This is a genomic window from Chryseobacterium sp. IHB B 17019 (assembly GCF_001456155.1).
In the GTDB taxonomy this organism is placed as follows: domain Bacteria; phylum Bacteroidota; class Bacteroidia; order Flavobacteriales; family Weeksellaceae; genus Chryseobacterium.
In genome coordinates, this window is sequence record NZ_CP013293.1 from 4,043,410 (window position 1) to 4,062,667 (window position 19,258).

The following is a 19,258-nucleotide window of genomic DNA, read 5'->3' on the forward strand; positions in this document are numbered from 1 at the left end:
AAGAAAGACTACGATAAAATGAAGTTTAGACTATTACCCATCATTATGTTTGTTGCTTCTGCACATTTTTATGGACAGGTAACTCCACAGGATAGCACAAAAGTGAGCAATCCTGTACATGCAGAAAATCAAGCAGGAACGTATACATTGAAAGACATCGTTGTAGATGGGGTGAAAAAATATACGCCGGCTCAGATCTTGAGGTTTACAGGACTTACAAAAGGAGAAACTGTAGACATTCCGGGACAGAAAATCAGTAACGCTGTAAAAAAGCTTTGGGACACCCAATCTTTCTCGGAAGTAGAGGTATATGTTCAGAGTATTGAAGGCGAGACTATTGTTTTAAGATTTTATTTACAAGACCTCAAAGACCTTGGTGAAGTGAAATTCACAGGTAAAGGGATCGGAAAATCTAAAGGCGAAAAATTAGCAAAAGATAACAATCTTAAGCCGGGGACTAAAATTACTCAAAATTTAGTTTCAAGCCTTAAAACAAATATTCCTAAAGACTATGTCAAAAAAGGATTTGCAGATGCTAAAATTACGATTCAGGATAAGGTAAATGCAGGAGATCCTAATTTAGTAGACTGGACGATTACTGTTGATAAAGGCAAAAGAGTAAAGATCGACCATATCGAGTTTGAAGGAAACCAAGCTGTTACCGACAGAAAACTTAGAAATAAAGCCTTTAAAGAAACCAAACAAAAAAGATTCGGGATTGGTGGTATTTTAAAATCTTCAAAATTCATCGAAGAAAAATATCAGGAAGACAAACAAAACCTTATCAATTATTATAACTCTTTAGGATATAGAGATGCCGCAATTGTTTCAGACTCTGTTTGGAGAAACAAAAACAACAATTACGAAATCGATTTAAAACTTAAAGAAGGTAAGCAATATTACATTGGTGATGTTACCTTTACCGGAAATACAGTATATTCTACAGATTATTTACAAAGACTTTTAGGATATAAAAAAGGTGATATTTACGATGCAGTAGGATTCAACAAAAAAGTAGGGGAAGACGGCGGTAAGGAAGATGATTCCGATATCAAGTCTGTTTATATGAACAACGGTTACCTTTTCTCAAACGTAACTCCCGTTGAAAAATCTGTAGACGGAGACAAAATCAATCTTGAAATCCGTATCAATGAAGGTGAAAAAGCAACCTGGAACAAAGTAACATGGGAAGGTAATACTACTACTCATGACCACGTGATCCTTAGAGCTTTAAGAACAAAGCCGGGAAGCCTTTTTGCTAAAAGTGATATCAAAAGAACATATTTTGATCTTGCGGGGATGTCATTCTTTGACCCACAACAGATCGGCCAGGATATCCAGCCAAACCAGCAGGATAATACGGTAGATATTAATTGGAAATTGGTGGAGAAAGGTTCTTCTCAGGTTCAGTTGCAGGCAGGTTACGGTGGTAACAGCTTCATCGGAACGTTGGGATTAACGTTCAACAACTTCTCATTGAGAAATTTCCTTAAGTTTAAAGACTTTAAGCCGGTTCCTCAAGGTGATGGGCAAACATTATCTATTCAGGCGCAGGCTGGTCAATACTTCCAGAATTACGGGATCTCATTTACAGAGCCATGGTTATTCGGAACAAGACCTACAGCACTTTCTGTAAGTTTAAACAACTCAAGAGTAAAATACTCAGATGCTTACGGAGATTCTCAGAAGTTGAATATTTTCTCCGCTTCAGTAGGGTTGAACAGATTGTTGAAATGGCCGGATGATTATTTCTCATTATACACGGGAATTCAGTATCAGAAGTATGATTTTAAAAATTATCCTTTTGATTTCGGTGGAACAACGGAATATTACGGTTCTGCAAATAACTTGAGTATCAACTTAGGATTGAGCAGAAACTCTGCAGGTATAGACCCGATCTTCCCTACAGTAGGTTCAAACTTAGATCTCTCTGTGAAATTTACACTGCCGTATTCAGCGTTTAGTAACAAAGATTATTCTACAATGACGCCGGTTGACAAATACAGATGGATGGAATTCTATAAAGTGAAGTTCAAAGCCGATGTTTACAACGAGATTGTTGGGAAATTGGTGTTGAGATCTTCTGCTGAGATGGGATTCATGGACGGATACAACAAAAACTTGGGAGCTCCGCCATTTGAAAGATTCTATGTTGGAGGTACAGGCTTATTCGGTGGTAGATATGATGGTAGAGAATTGATTCCGTTGAGAGGTTACGAAAACGCATCTACTTACGGAGGACAGTCAGACGTCGATGTTACTCCATTAGGAGGAGGTACTATTTATAACAGATTTACGTTAGAATTAAGATATCCGATTTCATTAAATCAAACTGCAAAAATTTATGCATTAACGTTTGCTGAAGGAGGAAATGTTTGGAATTCTTGGGGTAGTTATAATCCATTCCAGTTAAAAAGATCAGTGGGTGTTGGTGTAAGAGTTTATATGGGAGCATTTGGTCTTATTGGATTTGACTTCGCTTATGGATTTGATAAACCAATTGGCTCATCAGAACCTTCTGGTTGGAAGACTCACTTCCTGATGAATCAGTCATTATAATTCACAATATGAAAAATTTTAAAATTGTTTTCTCGTTTGTTTTATTTTTGCTTTTTGGTATAAGCAACGCACAAAAAATTGGTGTTGTGGATACTGATTATATCTTAAATAAGCTTCCTCAATATCAAGAGGCGGAGGCAAGACTAAATTCACAGATTGACACTTGGGAATCTGAACTTCAAAACCTACAATCTGAATATGAACGTAAAAGATCAGCCTTTGAAAGTGAAAAAGTGCTTTTGATAGGCGATCAGTTGAAGCTAAGAGAAAAGGAAGTAATGGATCTGGAGAAAAATATCAAAACCACTACCAGCTTACGTTTCGGAGCTACTGGAGAAATTAAAAAGCTGAGAACAAATTTAGTTCAGCCTTTCCAGGATCAGATCTGGGGCGCAATCAAAACGATGGCTGAGAAAAACGGATTGGGCATGGTTCTTGATAAAACAAGTAACAATGTAATTTTCCTTCAGAAAAGATTTGATTATTCAGACAAGGTTTTGGATATCTTATTAAAAGGAAACGACAAAAAAGAAAAAACTAATAGTAAAAAGTAAAAGTTGAAATTAACTTTTACTAAATTTAAAGATCTAAAAAACAAATTAAATTATTTATTTACCAATTATGAAAAAATTAAGTGTATTATTTGCAGCGGTAATGATGGTTGTATCGGTAGGTATGGCAAAAGCTCAAAAAATTGCTACTTTAGATGTTATAGGTGTTCTTAATGCAATGCCTGAAAAGAAAAAAGCAGATACTGATCTTAAAGCTTTCTTAGATACTAAACAAGCTGAAATTAAAAAGAAGGCAGATGCTGGACAAGCTAAATTAAAGCAATATTCTGAAGAAGCACCTAAGAAAACTGCTGACGAAAACAAAGCTAGAGAAGCTGAATTAGCAAAAATGCAGGAAGAAATCCAGCAAATGAACGACAAAGCTCAAAAAGACTTTGTTGCTAAGCAAGATGCAGCTTACGAACCAATCGAGAAAAAGCTGAATGATGCTGTAAATAAAGTTGCTAAAGCAAACGGTTACGATTATATCATGGATGCAAACTCTTCTGCTTTCGTATTCAAAGGAGGTCCGGATGCGACTCCAGCTGTGAAAAAAGAATTAGGTGTTCAATAATTTTGACAATTAACAAACATTTATAAAACTTACCATCTCACTTAGAGGTGGTTTTTTTTATTTTTGCAAAATGAATAAAGAAGTATCAACTACGGTAAAGGTTAGGTTTAGCGATTGTGATCCCATCGGACATTTAAATAATGTGAAATATCTGGAATATATGTTCAATGCCAGAGAAGATCATGTCGAAACATTTTACGGTTTCACTTACGAAGAATATACCAAAAAGACTGGTTGTACCTGGATCGCGATTCAAAACGAAATAGCATATTTAAAAGAAGTAAGATACAATACCTCGGTGGTGATCAGCAGCAAAACCATCGATGTTCAGGACAGGACTGCAAAAGTTGAGATCTTAATGAAAAGCCTGGACGAAAACACAGTTCATGCAGTATTGTGGGTGACGGTAATTTATTTTAATGTTAAAACAAGAAAATCAGAAGTACATCCACAAGACATTAAAGATACATTTGGTAAATTTTATGTAGATTTAGAGCAGAAAGATTTCCAGTCGAGAGTTAAATTTTTAAGATCACAAAACGCAAAAAATTCATAATGAAAAAAATACTAGTAATAGGAAGTAACGGGCAATTGGGAAACTGTATCAGAAAGATTACACCCAATTTTGAACTGGATTATGAATTTATCTTTACAGACTCGCAAACTCTCAATATCACAGATGAGGATTTAGTGAGCAAATTCTTTTATGATAACAAGCCGGATTTCTGCATCAACGCATCTGCCTACACCGCAGTAGATCTTGCTGAAACCGAAAAGGAAAAGGCATTTGCTGTTAATGCAACAGGAGTTGGGAATCTGGCTCAGGCCTGCAAAGACTTTAAAACGGTGTTCATCCATGTTTCCACTGACTACGTTTTTGATGGTGATACCAATTTATGTTATTCCGAAGATGATTTCACCAACCCGATCGGCGTTTATGGCGAATCAAAATTAAAAGGAGAAGAATTGGCTTTAGAGATTAATTCTAAAACCATTATTCTGAGAACTTCGTGGCTGTATTCTGAGTTTAATAAAAACTTCGTCAAAACAATGCTGAATCTCTTCTCCCAAAAAGATGAGCTTGGAATTGTCGCAGACCAATTCGGACAACCTACCAACGCAAATGATTTGGCGGAAGCAATCATGGAAATCATTGAAAGAAAGAAAAAGACTTTTGGAATTTTTCATTTTTCCAACTATCCGGAAACAACCTGGTTTGAATTTGCCCAAAAAATCGCTGAGCTTTCAAAATCCAACATTAAATTGAATCAATTAACAACAGAACAATATCCAACTCCGGCAAAACGCCCTAAAAGAAGCACCATGTGTCTCGACAAAATTGAAGAAGTCTATAAAATAGAACCCAAATACTGGGAAAATAGCCTGGAAGAATGTGTAAATATTCTTACACAATAATATATATAGAATGAAAAAAATAATATTCACTGTTTTTGTTTTTTTGATGCATTTTTTTAATGCGCAAAACGTATACTTAACCAAAGTTGAAAAAACAAAAGAAAACACAGATAAGTTTTTATATAAAATAGAATCGGAAATAAAAGGAGCAGAATATTTAGGAGAAATCGAAGTTCAGGGATTCTCAAAAGATGACGCTGAAGTTTTTTCATTGATATATAAGAAAGCAAAGGAAATCGGAGCCAACTCATTTTCATTAAAACCCTTCGAAAATGTTGATGGCTCCCCACAAAATTTCAATCCGGCCAACTATCGCCTCAATTTATATTTTTTACCCAAAGACAAATTAATCAACCAAACGGGATCCTTATATCTATTCGCATCTTCGGAAAAAGAACAGAAAATAGCTTTAAATAAAAAAGATTATACCATTTCGCCAAGATCCTATTTAATAATAAAAACTATTCCCGGCGAAGTTTATACAATCTCAACAAAAAAATTATTAGGCTCAACGATAAAAATCCAGCCGAAGAAAAACAGCTCCAACCAGTATTTCCAGATCTCGGCTACAAAAGTAAAGTCTGACGACACCGGCACAGGCGGACTCAATTTAAAAAGTGGAGACATCATTGGCCTCGAAAAGTCCTACGCAGAATTTCTCAGTACCATATATAATAAAGAAAATCAGAGTAACTAAGCTCTGATTTTTTCTTAGGAGCTAATCCAGCTATCCACTCATACTCCTCACGCCGGGCTTTCCCACTCCAAACCCTCTAGCTCTCCCACATCCCGTTGCGGGGTAACCGTTCCTATCTGGGCTAGGATGTCCCGTACCCTTATAGAGGCAGTCCACAACAATAATACAGGTTTCCTCAATCCCCACCCATAATCCACCCACCTATACCTATCATTATAACCAAGCATTAAAAATTCCCCTCCTTTGGAACCACCCCGTCAAAAATTCTCTGAATTTTTGACGGGGTGGTTCCAAAGCCAACATAAAACATTATCTGCTCACCCAAACCTTATAGGTTTTCAAAACCTATAAGGTTTATTAGAAAACCACCAGCCACCAACCTTCATCAACAACTTAGCCTAATGGGTATCACAACCTCTGTTCTCCTACTCTCACCCTTCCAGCCCTCCAACTCTCTGACTCTTTAACCCGTCGCACAATACCTATCACCCCCTCGTTTAAAATTATTGATTCAGGCTTTCAGTGACTTATGATTGTCTATGAATAAAATATGAACATTATGTTAAATAGATTTGGAAGTATGGGGTAAAAGTGATTACTTTTGCCCCACTGAAAACGAGAGTATGTCAGTAGCGCAGAGGAGCTTTAAGGAAAGCGGTTAAGATTAAAAAGAACTACTTTGTAGTATATCAGTACTATAGGAGGATAGGACAAAAAACTTTAATTTTTTTAATAAAAAAAAGTTGTGAGTTTTAAAAGTTTTTGTATCTTTGCAGTCCGGTAAAACGGGAGCGCAGGAGTAGGATTGATTGAGTGGGAATGGAGAGATTAGGGTGAATTAAAAAACTTTAAAATTCTTTGTAAAAACATTTGGTCAATTAGGAAATAATTTTTACTTTTGCACACGCAAATACGGCAATGCTTAACGACAGAAAAAGGCAGCCGGGAAAGCGGAAGAAAAGAGATCATTGAAAAATAGATATAACAACCAAGTAAGGAAAAACTAAAGCGTCAAAACTTTGAGTGAGTCAGAACAAACATACAATGGAGAGTTTGATCCTGGCTCAGGATGAACGCTAGCGGGAGGCCTAACACATGCAAGCCGAGCGGTAGAGTCTCTTCGGAGACTTGAGAGCGGCGCACGGGTGCGGAACACGTGTGCAACCTGCCTTTATCAGGGAGATAGCCTTTCGAAAGGAAGATTAATACCCCATAATATATTGAGTGGCATCACTTGATATTGAAAACTACGGTGGATAGAGATGGGCACGCGCAAGATTAGATAGTTGGTAGGGTAACGGCCTACCAAGTCAATGATCTTTAGGGGGCCTGAGAGGGTGATCCCCCACACTGGTACTGAGACACGGACCAGACTCCTACGGGAGGCAGCAGTGAGGAATATTGGACAATGGGTGAGAGCCTGATCCAGCCATCCCGCGTGAAGGACGACGGCCCTATGGGTTGTAAACTTCTTTTGTATAGGGATAAACCTTTCCTCGTGAGGAAAGCTGAAGGTACTATACGAATAAGCACCGGCTAACTCCGTGCCAGCAGCCGCGGTAATACGGAGGGTGCAAGCGTTATCCGGATTTATTGGGTTTAAAGGGTCCGTAGGCGGATCTGTAAGTCAGTGGTGAAATCTCATAGCTCAACTATGAAACTGCCATTGATACTGCAGGTCTTGAGTAAGGTAGAAGTAGCTGGAATAAGTAGTGTAGCGGTGAAATGCATAGATATTACTTAGAACACCAATTGCGAAGGCAGGTTACTATGTCTTAACTGACGCTGATGGACGAAAGCGTGGGGAGCGAACAGGATTAGATACCCTGGTAGTCCACGCCGTAAACGATGCTAACTCGTTTTTGGGCTTTCGGGTTCAGAGACTAAGCGAAAGTGATAAGTTAGCCACCTGGGGAGTACGTTCGCAAGAATGAAACTCAAAGGAATTGACGGGGGCCCGCACAAGCGGTGGATTATGTGGTTTAATTCGATGATACGCGAGGAACCTTACCAAGGCTTAAATGGGAATTGATCGGTTTAGAAATAGACCTTCCTTCGGGCAATTTTCAAGGTGCTGCATGGTTGTCGTCAGCTCGTGCCGTGAGGTGTTAGGTTAAGTCCTGCAACGAGCGCAACCCCTGTCACTAGTTGCCATCATTCAGTTGGGGACTCTAGTGAGACTGCCTACGCAAGTAGAGAGGAAGGTGGGGATGACGTCAAATCATCACGGCCCTTACGCCTTGGGCCACACACGTAATACAATGGCCAGTACAGAGGGCTGCTACCAGGCGACTGGATGCTAATCTCGAAAGCTGGTCTCAGTTCGGATTGGAGTCTGCAACTCGACTCTATGAAGCTGGAATCGCTAGTAATCGCGCATCAGCCATGGCGCGGTGAATACGTTCCCGGGCCTTGTACACACCGCCCGTCAAGCCATGGAAGTCTGGGGTACCTGAAGTCGGTGACCGTAACAGGAGCTGCCTAGGGTAAAACAGGTAACTAGGGCTAAGTCGTAACAAGGTAGCCGTACCGGAAGGTGCGGCTGGAACATCTCATTTTAGAGCGTCTTTCGGGACGATAAACAAAATTAGTATCGCAAGATACAAAGTACTTACTTAAAGAGAGGCTTTAGTTTTTTATTTGGTTGATTTATATTTAAAAACATACAAAACCCACTAGAAATTAGTATAGGGATAGAGATACAAGAGCCGAGAGCCAAGAACCAAGACGAATGCAAAAGTCTTGTATCTAGCATCTAGGATCTGTTAGTCTAAAAGACAGTCTCGTAGCTCAGCTGGTTAGAGCGCTACACTGATAATGTAGAGGTCGGCAGTTCGAGCCTGCCCGAGACTACTAATTGTAAAAGACGGGAAGATATAAGATGCTAGACATCAGATTTAAAAGTCTGAGATCTGGAATCTGGAATCTGAAGTCTACTAGAGGGGGAATTAGCTCAGCTGGCTAGAGCGCCTGCCTTGCACGCAGGAGGTCAAGGGTTCGACTCCCTTATTCTCCACAGTTTTGAAGACTTAGTTTAAAAGTTACGGATGGAGCCAAAAACAACATCTGTTCATTAAGTTGACAAGAAGAATTTGATCATTGACATTAACGGTAAAGACATCACAAAGAGAAAACCGAGCACTTATAAGTGCTTGAGTAACCTAAAAATAGGAAAGAAATCGTTAAGGGCGTATGGCGGATGCCTAGGCTTTCAGAGGCGAAGAAGGACGTGGTAAGCTGCGAAAAGCTCGGGGGATTGGCACACACGAATTGATCCCGAGATGTCCGAATGGGGCAACCCGGCAGGTTGAAGACCTGTCACCTCGCAAGAGGAGCAAACCCGGAGAACTGAAACATCTAAGTACCCGGAGGAAAAGAAATCGAAGAGATTCCGTAAGTAGTGGCGAGCGAACGCGGATTAGCCCAAAAGTCTTTATATATTTAATAGAATGTACTGGAAAGTGCAGCCATAGAGGGTGATAGCCCCGTATATGAAAGGTATATATAGATGATAAATGAGTAGGGCGGGACACGTGAAATCCTGTCTGAATATGGGGGGACCATCCTCCAAGGCTAAATACTCCTGAAAGACCGATAGTGAACAAGTACTGTGAAGGAAAGGTGAAAAGCACTTCGAATAGAAGGGTGAAATAGAACCTGAAACCGTACGCCTACAAGCGGTCGGAGCCCACAAGTTGGGTGACGGCGTGCCTTTTGCATAATGAGCCTACGAGTTAATTTTACTAGCGAGGTTAAGGACTTCAGGTCCGGAGCCGGAGCGAAAGCGAGTCTGAATAGGGCGCATAGTTAGTAGGATTAGACGCGAAACCTTGTGATCTACCCATGGGCAGGTTGAAGCTCTGGTAACACAGAGTGGAGGACCGAACCGGTTGACGTTGAAAAGTCTTCGGATGACCTGTGGGTAGGGGTGAAAGGCCAATCAAACTGGGAGATAGCTCGTACTCTCCGAAATGCATTTAGGTGCAGCGTCGCAAAAAAGTTTATTAGAGGTAGAGCTACTGATTGGATGCGGGGGTTTCATCGCCTACCAATTCCTGACAAACTCCGAATGCTAATAAATGTTCTGCGGCAGTGAGGGCATGGGTGCTAAGGTCCATGTCCGAGAGGGAAAGAACCCAGACCAACAGCTAAGGTCCCCAAATATATGCTAAGTTGAAGCAACGCGGTTGAACTGCATTGACAGCTAGGATGTTGGCTTGGAAGCAGCCATTCATTTAAAGAGTGCGTAACAGCTCACTAGTCGAGCGGTTCGGCATGGATAATAATCGGGCATAAGCATATTACCGAAGCTATGGATTTATAATTAATTATATCTGGTAGGAGAGCATTCTGTTTGCGCCGAAGCAGTATCGTGAGGTATTGTGGAGCGGACAGAAAAGAAAATGTAGGCATAAGTAACGATAAAGGGGGCGAGAAACCCCCTCACCGAAAGACTAAGGTTTCCTCAGCCATGCTAATCAGCTGAGGGTTAGTCGGGACCTAACGCGAACCCGAAAGGGGTAGTGGATGGACAATGGGTTAATATTCCCATACTTGCTCACACTAAAAAGGGGACGGTTCGACGTAGCTATTGAAGACGGACGGAAGTGTCAAGGCCTAGCCTTCGGGCGAAGCTGTTATAGTGAAATCGGATCCAAGAAAAGCCGAAGTGAAGCAACCCGTACCAAAACCGACACAGGTGGTCGAGGAGAGAATCCTAAGGTGCTCGAGTGAGTCGTGGCTAAGGAACTAGGCAAAATAGTCTCGTAACTTCGGAAGAAGAGACGCCATCAGCAATGGTGGCCGCAGTGAAGAGGCCCAGGCGACTGTTTATCAAAAACACAGGACTCTGCTAAATCGAAAGATGCTGTATAGGGTCTGACACCTGCCCGGTGCTGGAAGGTTAAGGAAGGGCGTTAGCAGCAATGCGAAGCGTTTGACTGAAGCCCCAGTAAACGGCGGCCGTAACTATAACGGTCCTAAGGTAGCGAAATTCCTTGTCGGGTAAGTTCCGACCTGCACGAATGGTGTAACGATCTGGGCACTGTCTCAGCCACGAGCTCGGTGAAATTGTAGTATCGGTGAAGATGCCGATTACCCGCAATGGGACGAAAAGACCCTGTGAACCTTTACTATAACTTCGTATTGACTTTGAGTAAGTAATGTGTAGGATAGGTGGGAGGCTTTGAAGCATGCACGCTAGTGTGTGTGGAGCCAACGTTGAAATACCACCCTTTACTTACTTGGAGCCTAACTTCTTTTAGAAGGACATTGCGTGGTGGGTAGTTTGACTGGGGTGGTCGCCTCCAAAAGAGTAACGGAGGCTTTCAAAGGTACCCTCAGCACGCTTGGTAACCGTGCGTAGAGTGTAATGGCATAAGGGTGCTTGACTGTGAGACCTACAAGTCGATCAGGTGCGAAAGCAGGACATAGTGATCCGGTGGTTCCGTATGGAAGGGCCATCGCTCATAGGATAAAAGGTACTCCGGGGATAACAGGCTAGTCTCCCCCAAGAGCTCACATCGACGGGGAGGTTCGGCACCTCGATGTCGGCTCGTCACATCCTGGGGCTGGAGAAGGTCCCAAGGGTTGGGCTGTTCGCCCATTAAAGTGGCACGCGAGCTGGGTTCAGAACGTCGTGAGACAGTTCGGTCTCTATCTATTGCGGGCGTTAGATGTTTGAGAGGGCTTGATTCTAGTACGAGAGGACCGAATTGAACAAACCTCTGGTGTATCAGTTGTACCGCCAGGTGCACCGCTGAGTAGCTACGTTTGGAAGAGATAAACACTGAAAGCATATAAGTGTGAAACTCGCCTCAAGATGAGACATCTTTTAAGGGTCGTTGGAGATGACAACGTTGATAGGCTACAGGTGTAAAGTTGGTAACAGCATAGCCGAGTAGTACTAATTACCCGTAGATTTATAGCCTATTGGTTACTATAAAACAAGCCTTATAAGTGCAACCAAGGTTTTGTCTTTGTGAAAGTTTTTATCGATTAAAACAGATGTCAGATAGAAGACATCAGATTTAAGACCATTAAAAGTCTGAAATCTGAAATCTCACCTCTGATATCTTATATACAACCTTTAGGGTGGTTTTAGCGGTGGGGCTCACCTGTTCCCATTCCGAACACAGAAGTTAAGCCCACCAGCGCCGATGGTACTGCGAAAGCGGGAGAGTAGGTCGCCGCCGGTTTTTATTTAAAACTCCTTCATCAATCGATGAAGGAGTTTTTTTATGCCCAAAAAGCAAAAAACTACAAATGCTAAAATCAAAAACAAAAGAATAAACAAAAGTCTCATACATAAATGTGTATGAGACTTTTTTCGTTTTATACCATAACAACTCCATACCCCAAAAAAAATAGATGAGTAATAAGCAATGGTAATTAATAATTTTGCTAGATGCCAGACGCCAGATGCCAGATGTCAGATACGGGGAGCTCCGGAGGAGCGATCTGTTAATAGCCCAGATTATATGTTTGGATTATGAGCCCTGTAAGGGCGGCCTGTAACTACAAAGATATTAATGTTAACAAAGGATTATTAATATTTTTTAGTAGCCCATTAAACTACATTAAGCTTTTTTGAAGCAGGATTATTTTTTTAATCAAAAAAATACCACAAACATCTGTGCAAATCCGTGTTATCTGTGATTAAATAAAAAACAAAATAACTTGGACTCACAAATCCTCAAAGCTTTTAAACCCCTTGAAAATTTTTTATTAATGCCCTATACTAAAAGACTATGTTTGATCCAACTGGAATTAGCCTTCTCCAAAATTAAAATCTAAAGAAAAGAGTTTGTATACAAAAAATGCAGTTTAGATTCCTTCGGAATGACAGTAATGTATATAAATCAAATTAGTTTTAATTTTTATAATCTAAAAGTTTTTAATCTCAGAATAAGAAAATGTAGAATTAGATCTTCATCAGAATGACAAACGAAACAGTAAAGAAAAAAGAATTCTTTTACATTACTTTATTTGGGCACGATAATCTTTACCGCCAACTCCCCAACCCCAACCTTATAGGTTTTTAAAACCTATAAGGTTTATTAGAAAACCACCAGCCACCAACCTTCATCAACAACTTAGCCTAATGGGTATCACAACCTCTGTTCTCCTACTCTCACCCTTCCAGCCCTCCAACTCTCTGACTCTTTAACCCGTCGCACAATACCTATCACCCCCTCGTTTAAAATTATTGATTCAGGCTTTCAGTGACTTATGATTGTCTATGAATAAAATATGAACATTATGTTAAATAGATTTGGAAGTATGGGGTAAAAGTGATTACTTTTGCCCCACTGAAAACGAGAGTATGTCAGTAGCGCAGAGGAGCTTTAAGGAAAGCGGTTAAGATTAAAAAGAACTACTTTGTAGTATATCAGTACTATAGGAGGATAGGACAAAAAACTTTAATTTTTTTAATAAAAAAAAGTTGTGAGTTTTAAAAGTTTTTGTATCTTTGCAGTCCGGTAAAACGGGAGCGCAGGAGTAGGATTGATTGAGTGGGAATGGAGAGATTAGGGTGAATTAAAAAACTTTAAAATTCTTTGTAAAAACATTTGGTCAATTAGGAAATAATTTTTACTTTTGCACACGCAAATACGGCAATGCTTAACGACAGAAAAAGGCAGCCGGGAAAGCGGAAGAAAAGAGATCATTGAAAAATAGATATAACAACCAAGTAAGGAAAAACTAAAGCGTCAAAACTTTGAGTGAGTCAGAACAAACATACAATGGAGAGTTTGATCCTGGCTCAGGATGAACGCTAGCGGGAGGCCTAACACATGCAAGCCGAGCGGTAGAGTCTCTTCGGAGACTTGAGAGCGGCGCACGGGTGCGGAACACGTGTGCAACCTGCCTTTATCAGGGAGATAGCCTTTCGAAAGGAAGATTAATACCCCATAATATATTGAGTGGCATCACTTGATATTGAAAACTACGGTGGATAGAGATGGGCACGCGCAAGATTAGATAGTTGGTAGGGTAACGGCCTACCAAGTCAATGATCTTTAGGGGGCCTGAGAGGGTGATCCCCCACACTGGTACTGAGACACGGACCAGACTCCTACGGGAGGCAGCAGTGAGGAATATTGGACAATGGGTGAGAGCCTGATCCAGCCATCCCGCGTGAAGGACGACGGCCCTATGGGTTGTAAACTTCTTTTGTATAGGGATAAACCTTTCCTCGTGAGGAAAGCTGAAGGTACTATACGAATAAGCACCGGCTAACTCCGTGCCAGCAGCCGCGGTAATACGGAGGGTGCAAGCGTTATCCGGATTTATTGGGTTTAAAGGGTCCGTAGGCGGATCTGTAAGTCAGTGGTGAAATCTCATAGCTCAACTATGAAACTGCCATTGATACTGCAGGTCTTGAGTAAGGTAGAAGTAGCTGGAATAAGTAGTGTAGCGGTGAAATGCATAGATATTACTTAGAACACCAATTGCGAAGGCAGGTTACTATGTCTTAACTGACGCTGATGGACGAAAGCGTGGGGAGCGAACAGGATTAGATACCCTGGTAGTCCACGCCGTAAACGATGCTAACTCGTTTTTGGGCTTTCGGGTTCAGAGACTAAGCGAAAGTGATAAGTTAGCCACCTGGGGAGTACGTTCGCAAGAATGAAACTCAAAGGAATTGACGGGGGCCCGCACAAGCGGTGGATTATGTGGTTTAATTCGATGATACGCGAGGAACCTTACCAAGGCTTAAATGGGAATTGATCGGTTTAGAAATAGACCTTCCTTCGGGCAATTTTCAAGGTGCTGCATGGTTGTCGTCAGCTCGTGCCGTGAGGTGTTAGGTTAAGTCCTGCAACGAGCGCAACCCCTGTCACTAGTTGCCATCATTCAGTTGGGGACTCTAGTGAGACTGCCTACGCAAGTAGAGAGGAAGGTGGGGATGACGTCAAATCATCACGGCCCTTACGCCTTGGGCCACACACGTAATACAATGGCCAGTACAGAGGGCTGCTACCAGGCGACTGGATGCTAATCTCGAAAGCTGGTCTCAGTTCGGATTGGAGTCTGCAACTCGACTCTATGAAGCTGGAATCGCTAGTAATCGCGCATCAGCCATGGCGCGGTGAATACGTTCCCGGGCCTTGTACACACCGCCCGTCAAGCCATGGAAGTCTGGGGTACCTGAAGTCGGTGACCGTAACAGGAGCTGCCTAGGGTAAAACAGGTAACTAGGGCTAAGTCGTAACAAGGTAGCCGTACCGGAAGGTGCGGCTGGAACATCTCATTTTAGAGCGTCTTTCGGGACGATAAACAAAATTAGTATCGCAAGATACAAAGTACTTACTTAAAGAGAGGCTTTAGTTTTTTATTTGGTTGATTTATATTTAAAAACATACAAAACCCACTAGAAATTAGTATAGGGATAGAGATACAAGAGCCGAGAGCCAAGAACCAAGACGAATGCAAAAGTCTTGTATCTAGCATCTAGGATCTGTTAGTCTAAAAGACAGTCTCGTAGCTCAGCTGGTTAGAGCGCTACACTGATAATGTAGAGGTCGGCAGTTCGAGCCTGCCCGAGACTACTAATTGTAAAAGACGGGAAGATATAAGATGCTAGACATCAGATTTAAAAGTCTGAGATCTGGAATCTGGAATCTGAAGTCTACTAGAGGGGGAATTAGCTCAGCTGGCTAGAGCGCCTGCCTTGCACGCAGGAGGTCAAGGGTTCGACTCCCTTATTCTCCACAGTTTTGAAGACTTAGTTTAAAAGTTACGGATGGAGCCAAAAACAACATCTGTTCATTAAGTTGACAAGAAGAATTTGATCATTGACATTAACGGTAAAGACATCACAAAGAGAAAACCGAGCACTTATAAGTGCTTGAGTAACCTAAAAATAGGAAAGAAATCGTTAAGGGCGTATGGCGGATGCCTAGGCTTTCAGAGGCGAAGAAGGACGTGGTAAGCTGCGAAAAGCTCGGGGGATTGGCACACACGAATTGATCCCGAGATGTCCGAATGGGGCAACCCGGCAGGTTGAAGACCTGTCACCTCGCAAGAGGAGCAAACCCGGAGAACTGAAACATCTAAGTACCCGGAGGAAAAGAAATCGAAGAGATTCCGTAAGTAGTGGCGAGCGAACGCGGATTAGCCCAAAAGTCTTTATATATTTAATAGAATGTACTGGAAAGTGCAGCCATAGAGGGTGATAGCCCCGTATATGAAAGGTATATATAGATGATAAATGAGTAGGGCGGGACACGTGAAATCCTGTCTGAATATGGGGGGACCATCCTCCAAGGCTAAATACTCCTGAAAGACCGATAGTGAACAAGTACTGTGAAGGAAAGGTGAAAAGCACTTCGAATAGAAGGGTGAAATAGAACCTGAAACCGTACGCCTACAAGCGGTCGGAGCCCACAAGTTGGGTGACGGCGTGCCTTTTGCATAATGAGCCTACGAGTTAATTTTACTAGCGAGGTTAAGGACTTCAGGTCCGGAGCCGGAGCGAAAGCGAGTCTGAATAGGGCGCATAGTTAGTAGGATTAGACGCGAAACCTTGTGATCTACCCATGGGCAGGTTGAAGCTCTGGTAACACAGAGTGGAGGACCGAACCGGTTGACGTTGAAAAGTCTTCGGATGACCTGTGGGTAGGGGTGAAAGGCCAATCAAACTGGGAGATAGCTCGTACTCTCCGAAATGCATTTAGGTGCAGCGTCGCAAAAAAGTTTATTAGAGGTAGAGCTACTGATTGGATGCGGGGGTTTCATCGCCTACCAATTCCTGACAAACTCCGAATGCTAATAAATGTTCTGCGGCAGTGAGGGCATGGGTGCTAAGGTCCATGTCCGAGAGGGAAAGAACCCAGACCAACAGCTAAGGTCCCCAAATATATGCTAAGTTGAAGCAACGCGGTTGAACTGCATTGACAGCTAGGATGTTGGCTTGGAAGCAGCCATTCATTTAAAGAGTGCGTAACAGCTCACTAGTCGAGCGGTTCGGCATGGATAATAATCGGGCATAAGCATATTACCGAAGCTATGGATTTATAATTAATTATATCTGGTAGGAGAGCATTCTGTTTGCGCCGAAGCAGTATCGTGAGGTATTGTGGAGCGGACAGAAAAGAAAATGTAGGCATAAGTAACGATAAAGGGGGCGAGAAACCCCCTCACCGAAAGACTAAGGTTTCCTCAGCCATGCTAATCAGCTGAGGGTTAGTCGGGACCTAACGCGAACCCGAAAGGGGTAGTGGATGGACAATGGGTTAATATTCCCATACTTGCTCACACTAAAAAGGGGACGGTTCGACGTAGCTATTGAAGACGGACGGAAGTGTCAAGGCCTAGCCTTCGGGCGAAGCTGTTATAGTGAAATCGGATCCAAGAAAAGCCGAAGTGAAGCAACCCGTACCAAAACCGACACAGGTGGTCGAGGAGAGAATCCTAAGGTGCTCGAGTGAGTCGTGGCTAAGGAACTAGGCAAAATAGTCTCGTAACTTCGGAAGAAGAGACGCCATCAGCAATGGTGGCCGCAGTGAAGAGGCCCAGGCGACTGTTTATCAAAAACACAGGACTCTGCTAAATCGAAAGATGCTGTATAGGGTCTGACACCTGCCCGGTGCTGGAAGGTTAAGGAAGGGCGTTAGCAGCAATGCGAAGCGTTTGACTGAAGCCCCAGTAAACGGCGGCCGTAACTATAACGGTCCTAAGGTAGCGAAATTCCTTGTCGGGTAAGTTCCGACCTGCACGAATGGTGTAACGATCTGGGCACTGTCTCAGCCACGAGCTCGGTGAAATTGTAGTATCGGTGAAGATGCCGATTACCCGCAATGGGACGAAAAGACCCTGTGAACCTTTACTATAACTTCGTATTGACTTTGAGTAAGTAATGTGTAGGATAGGTGGGAGGCTTTGAAGCATGCACGCTAGTGTGTGTGGAGCCAACGTTGAAATACCACCCTTTACTTACTTGGAGCCTAACTTCTTTTAGAAGGACATTGCGTGGTGGGTAGTTTGACTGGGGTGGTCGCCTCCAAAAGAGTAACGGAGGCTTTCAAAGGTACCCTCAGCACGCTTGGTAACCGTGCGTAGAGTGTAATGGCATAAGGGTGCTTGACTGTGAGACCTACAAGTCGATCAGGTGCGAAAGCAGGACATAGTGATCCGGTGGTTCCGTATGGAAGGGCCATCGCTCATAGGATAAAAGGTACTCCGGGGATAACAGGCTAGTCTCCCCCAAGAGCTCACATCGACGGGGAGGTTCGGCACCTCGATGTCGGCTCGTCACATCCTGGGGCTGGAGAAGGTCCCAAGGGTTGGGCTGTTCGCCCATTAAAGTGGCACGCGAGCTGGGTTCAGAACGTCGTGAGACAGTTCGGTCTCTATCTATTGCGGGCGTTAGATGTTTGAGAGGGCTTGATTCTAGTACGAGAGGACCGAATTGAACAAACCTCTGGTGTATCAGTTGTACCGCCAGGTGCACCGCTGAGTAGCTACGTTTGGAAGAGATAAACACTGAAAGCATATAAGTGTGAAACTCGCCTCAAGATGAGACATCTTTTAAGGGTCGTTGGAGATGACAACGTTGATAGGCTACAGGTGTAAAGTTGGTAACAGCATAGCCGAGTAGTACTAATTACCCGTAGATTTATAGCCTATTGGTTACTATAAAACAAGCCTTATAAGTGCAACCAAGGTTTTGTCTTTGTGAAAGTTTTTATCGATTAAAACAGATGTCAGATAGAAGACATCAGATTTAAGACCATTAAAAGTCTGAAATCTGAAATCTCACCTCTGATATCTTATATACAACCTTTAGGGTGGTTTTAGCGGTGGGGCTCACCTGTTCCCATTCCGAACACAGAAGTTAAGCCCACCAGCGCCGATGGTACTGCGAAAGCGGGAGAGTAGGTCGCCGCCGGTTTTTATTTAAAACTCCTTCATCAATCGATGAAGGAGTTTTTTTATGCCCAAAAAGCAAAAAACTACAAATGCTAAAATCAAAAACAAAAGAATAAACAAAAGTCTCATACATAAATGTGTATGAGACTTTTTTCGTTTTATACCATAACAACTCCATACCCCAAAAAAAATAGATGAGTAATAAGCAATGGTAATTAATAATTTTGCTAGATGCTAGATGCTAGATGCTAGATGCTAGATGCTAAATGCTAAATGCGGGGAGCTCCGGAGGAGCGACCTGTTAATAGCCCAGATTATATGTTTGGATGTATCAGCCCTGTAAGGGCGGCCTGTAGCTACAAAGATATTTAATGTAGTATAGAAATATTTAAAAATCATCCATTGTTAGATGCCGGAATATATTTCAATAAAAGTCGCAAAAAGTTATTCTTAATTCATTTTACTTCTTACACTATTTTTTAATGGTAGAAAATGTGATGAAAGAATTTTATATTTTTATTCTATCAATATCTCAAAGCTTGTCATTCTGAAAGAATCTAAACAAAGGATTATTAATATTTTTTA

General features: G+C 42.1%; 6 protein-coding genes, 4 tRNA genes and 6 rRNA genes. All 16 read left to right on the plus strand.

Annotated features, from left to right (window positions below; translation table 11 throughout):
- The first annotated feature begins 18 nt into the window (after nt 1-18).
- A complete protein-coding gene (gene bamA / locus ATE47_RS18685; protein WP_062163377.1) occupies nt 19-2,559 on the plus strand; it encodes an outer membrane protein assembly factor BamA in 2,541 nt (846 codons plus the stop codon).
- An 8-nt stretch (nt 2,560-2,567) separates the two neighbouring features.
- A complete protein-coding gene (locus ATE47_RS18690) occupies nt 2,568-3,113 on the plus strand; it encodes an OmpH family outer membrane protein (RefSeq protein WP_062163378.1) in 546 nt (181 codons plus the stop codon).
- A 67-nt stretch (nt 3,114-3,180) separates the two neighbouring features.
- Complete coding sequence (locus tag ATE47_RS18695; protein ID WP_062163379.1) at nt 3,181-3,684, plus strand: OmpH family outer membrane protein; 504 nt, start codon at nt 3,181-3,183, stop codon at nt 3,682-3,684.
- Nucleotides 3,685-3,754: 70 nt separating this feature from the next.
- Complete coding sequence (locus ATE47_RS18700) at nt 3,755-4,240, plus strand: acyl-CoA thioesterase (RefSeq protein WP_062163380.1); 486 nt, start codon at nt 3,755-3,757, stop codon at nt 4,238-4,240.
- Nucleotides 4,240-5,100: a dTDP-4-dehydrorhamnose reductase gene (rfbD, locus tag ATE47_RS18705; RefSeq protein WP_062163381.1), complete on the plus strand. Its 861-nt coding sequence runs from the start codon at nt 4,240-4,242 to the stop codon at nt 5,098-5,100. Before ATE47_RS18700 ends, rfbD begins: the two co-directional genes overlap by 1 nt.
- A 10-nt stretch (nt 5,101-5,110) precedes the next feature.
- Nucleotides 5,111-5,797: a hypothetical protein gene (locus ATE47_RS18710; protein WP_062163382.1), complete on the plus strand. Its 687-nt coding sequence runs from the start codon at nt 5,111-5,113 to the stop codon at nt 5,795-5,797.
- Nucleotides 5,798-6,838: 1,041 nt separating this feature from the next.
- Nucleotides 6,839-8,355 (plus strand): 16S ribosomal RNA (locus ATE47_RS18720).
- Nucleotides 8,356-8,576: 221 nt separating this feature from the next.
- A tRNA-Ile gene (locus ATE47_RS18725) sits at nt 8,577-8,650 on the plus strand.
- Between the two features lie 89 nt (nt 8,651-8,739).
- Nucleotides 8,740-8,813, plus strand: a tRNA-Ala gene (locus tag ATE47_RS18730).
- 156 nt (nt 8,814-8,969) lie between these two features.
- A 23S ribosomal RNA gene (locus tag ATE47_RS18735) occupies nt 8,970-11,726 on the plus strand.
- Nucleotides 11,727-11,886: 160 nt separating this feature from the next.
- A 5S ribosomal RNA gene (gene rrf / locus ATE47_RS18740) occupies nt 11,887-11,994 on the plus strand.
- A gap of 1,545 nt (nt 11,995-13,539) precedes the next feature.
- Nucleotides 13,540-15,056: ribosomal RNA gene (locus tag ATE47_RS18745) — 16S ribosomal RNA — on the plus strand.
- A 221-nt stretch (nt 15,057-15,277) separates the two neighbouring features.
- A tRNA-Ile gene (locus tag ATE47_RS18750) sits at nt 15,278-15,351 on the plus strand.
- An 89-nt stretch (nt 15,352-15,440) separates the two neighbouring features.
- A tRNA-Ala gene (locus ATE47_RS18755) sits at nt 15,441-15,514 on the plus strand.
- Nucleotides 15,515-15,670: 156 nt separating this feature from the next.
- Nucleotides 15,671-18,427, plus strand: a 23S ribosomal RNA gene (locus ATE47_RS18760).
- A gap of 160 nt (nt 18,428-18,587) precedes the next feature.
- Nucleotides 18,588-18,695: ribosomal RNA gene (gene rrf / locus ATE47_RS18765) — 5S ribosomal RNA — on the plus strand.
- The 16S, 23S and 5S rRNA genes sit together here with 4 tRNA genes alongside, the layout of an rRNA operon.
- Nucleotides 18,696-19,258 lie beyond the last annotated feature (563 nt).

What these genes read in the sequence shown, in the direction of transcription:
- bamA (WP_062163377.1), top strand. Translation starts at nt 19, where the DNA reads ATGAAGTTTAGACTATTACCCATCATTATGTTTGTTGCTTCTGCACAT.
- ATE47_RS18690 (WP_062163378.1), top strand. Translation starts at nt 2,568, where the DNA reads ATGAAAAATTTTAAAATTGTTTTCTCGTTTGTTTTATTTTTGCTTTTT.
- ATE47_RS18695 (WP_062163379.1), top strand. Translation starts at nt 3,181, where the DNA reads ATGAAAAAATTAAGTGTATTATTTGCAGCGGTAATGATGGTTGTATCG.
- ATE47_RS18700 (WP_062163380.1), top strand. Translation starts at nt 3,755, where the DNA reads ATGAATAAAGAAGTATCAACTACGGTAAAGGTTAGGTTTAGCGATTGT.
- rfbD (WP_062163381.1), top strand. Translation starts at nt 4,240, where the DNA reads ATGAAAAAAATACTAGTAATAGGAAGTAACGGGCAATTGGGAAACTGT.
- ATE47_RS18710 (WP_062163382.1), top strand. Translation starts at nt 5,111, where the DNA reads ATGAAAAAAATAATATTCACTGTTTTTGTTTTTTTGATGCATTTTTTT.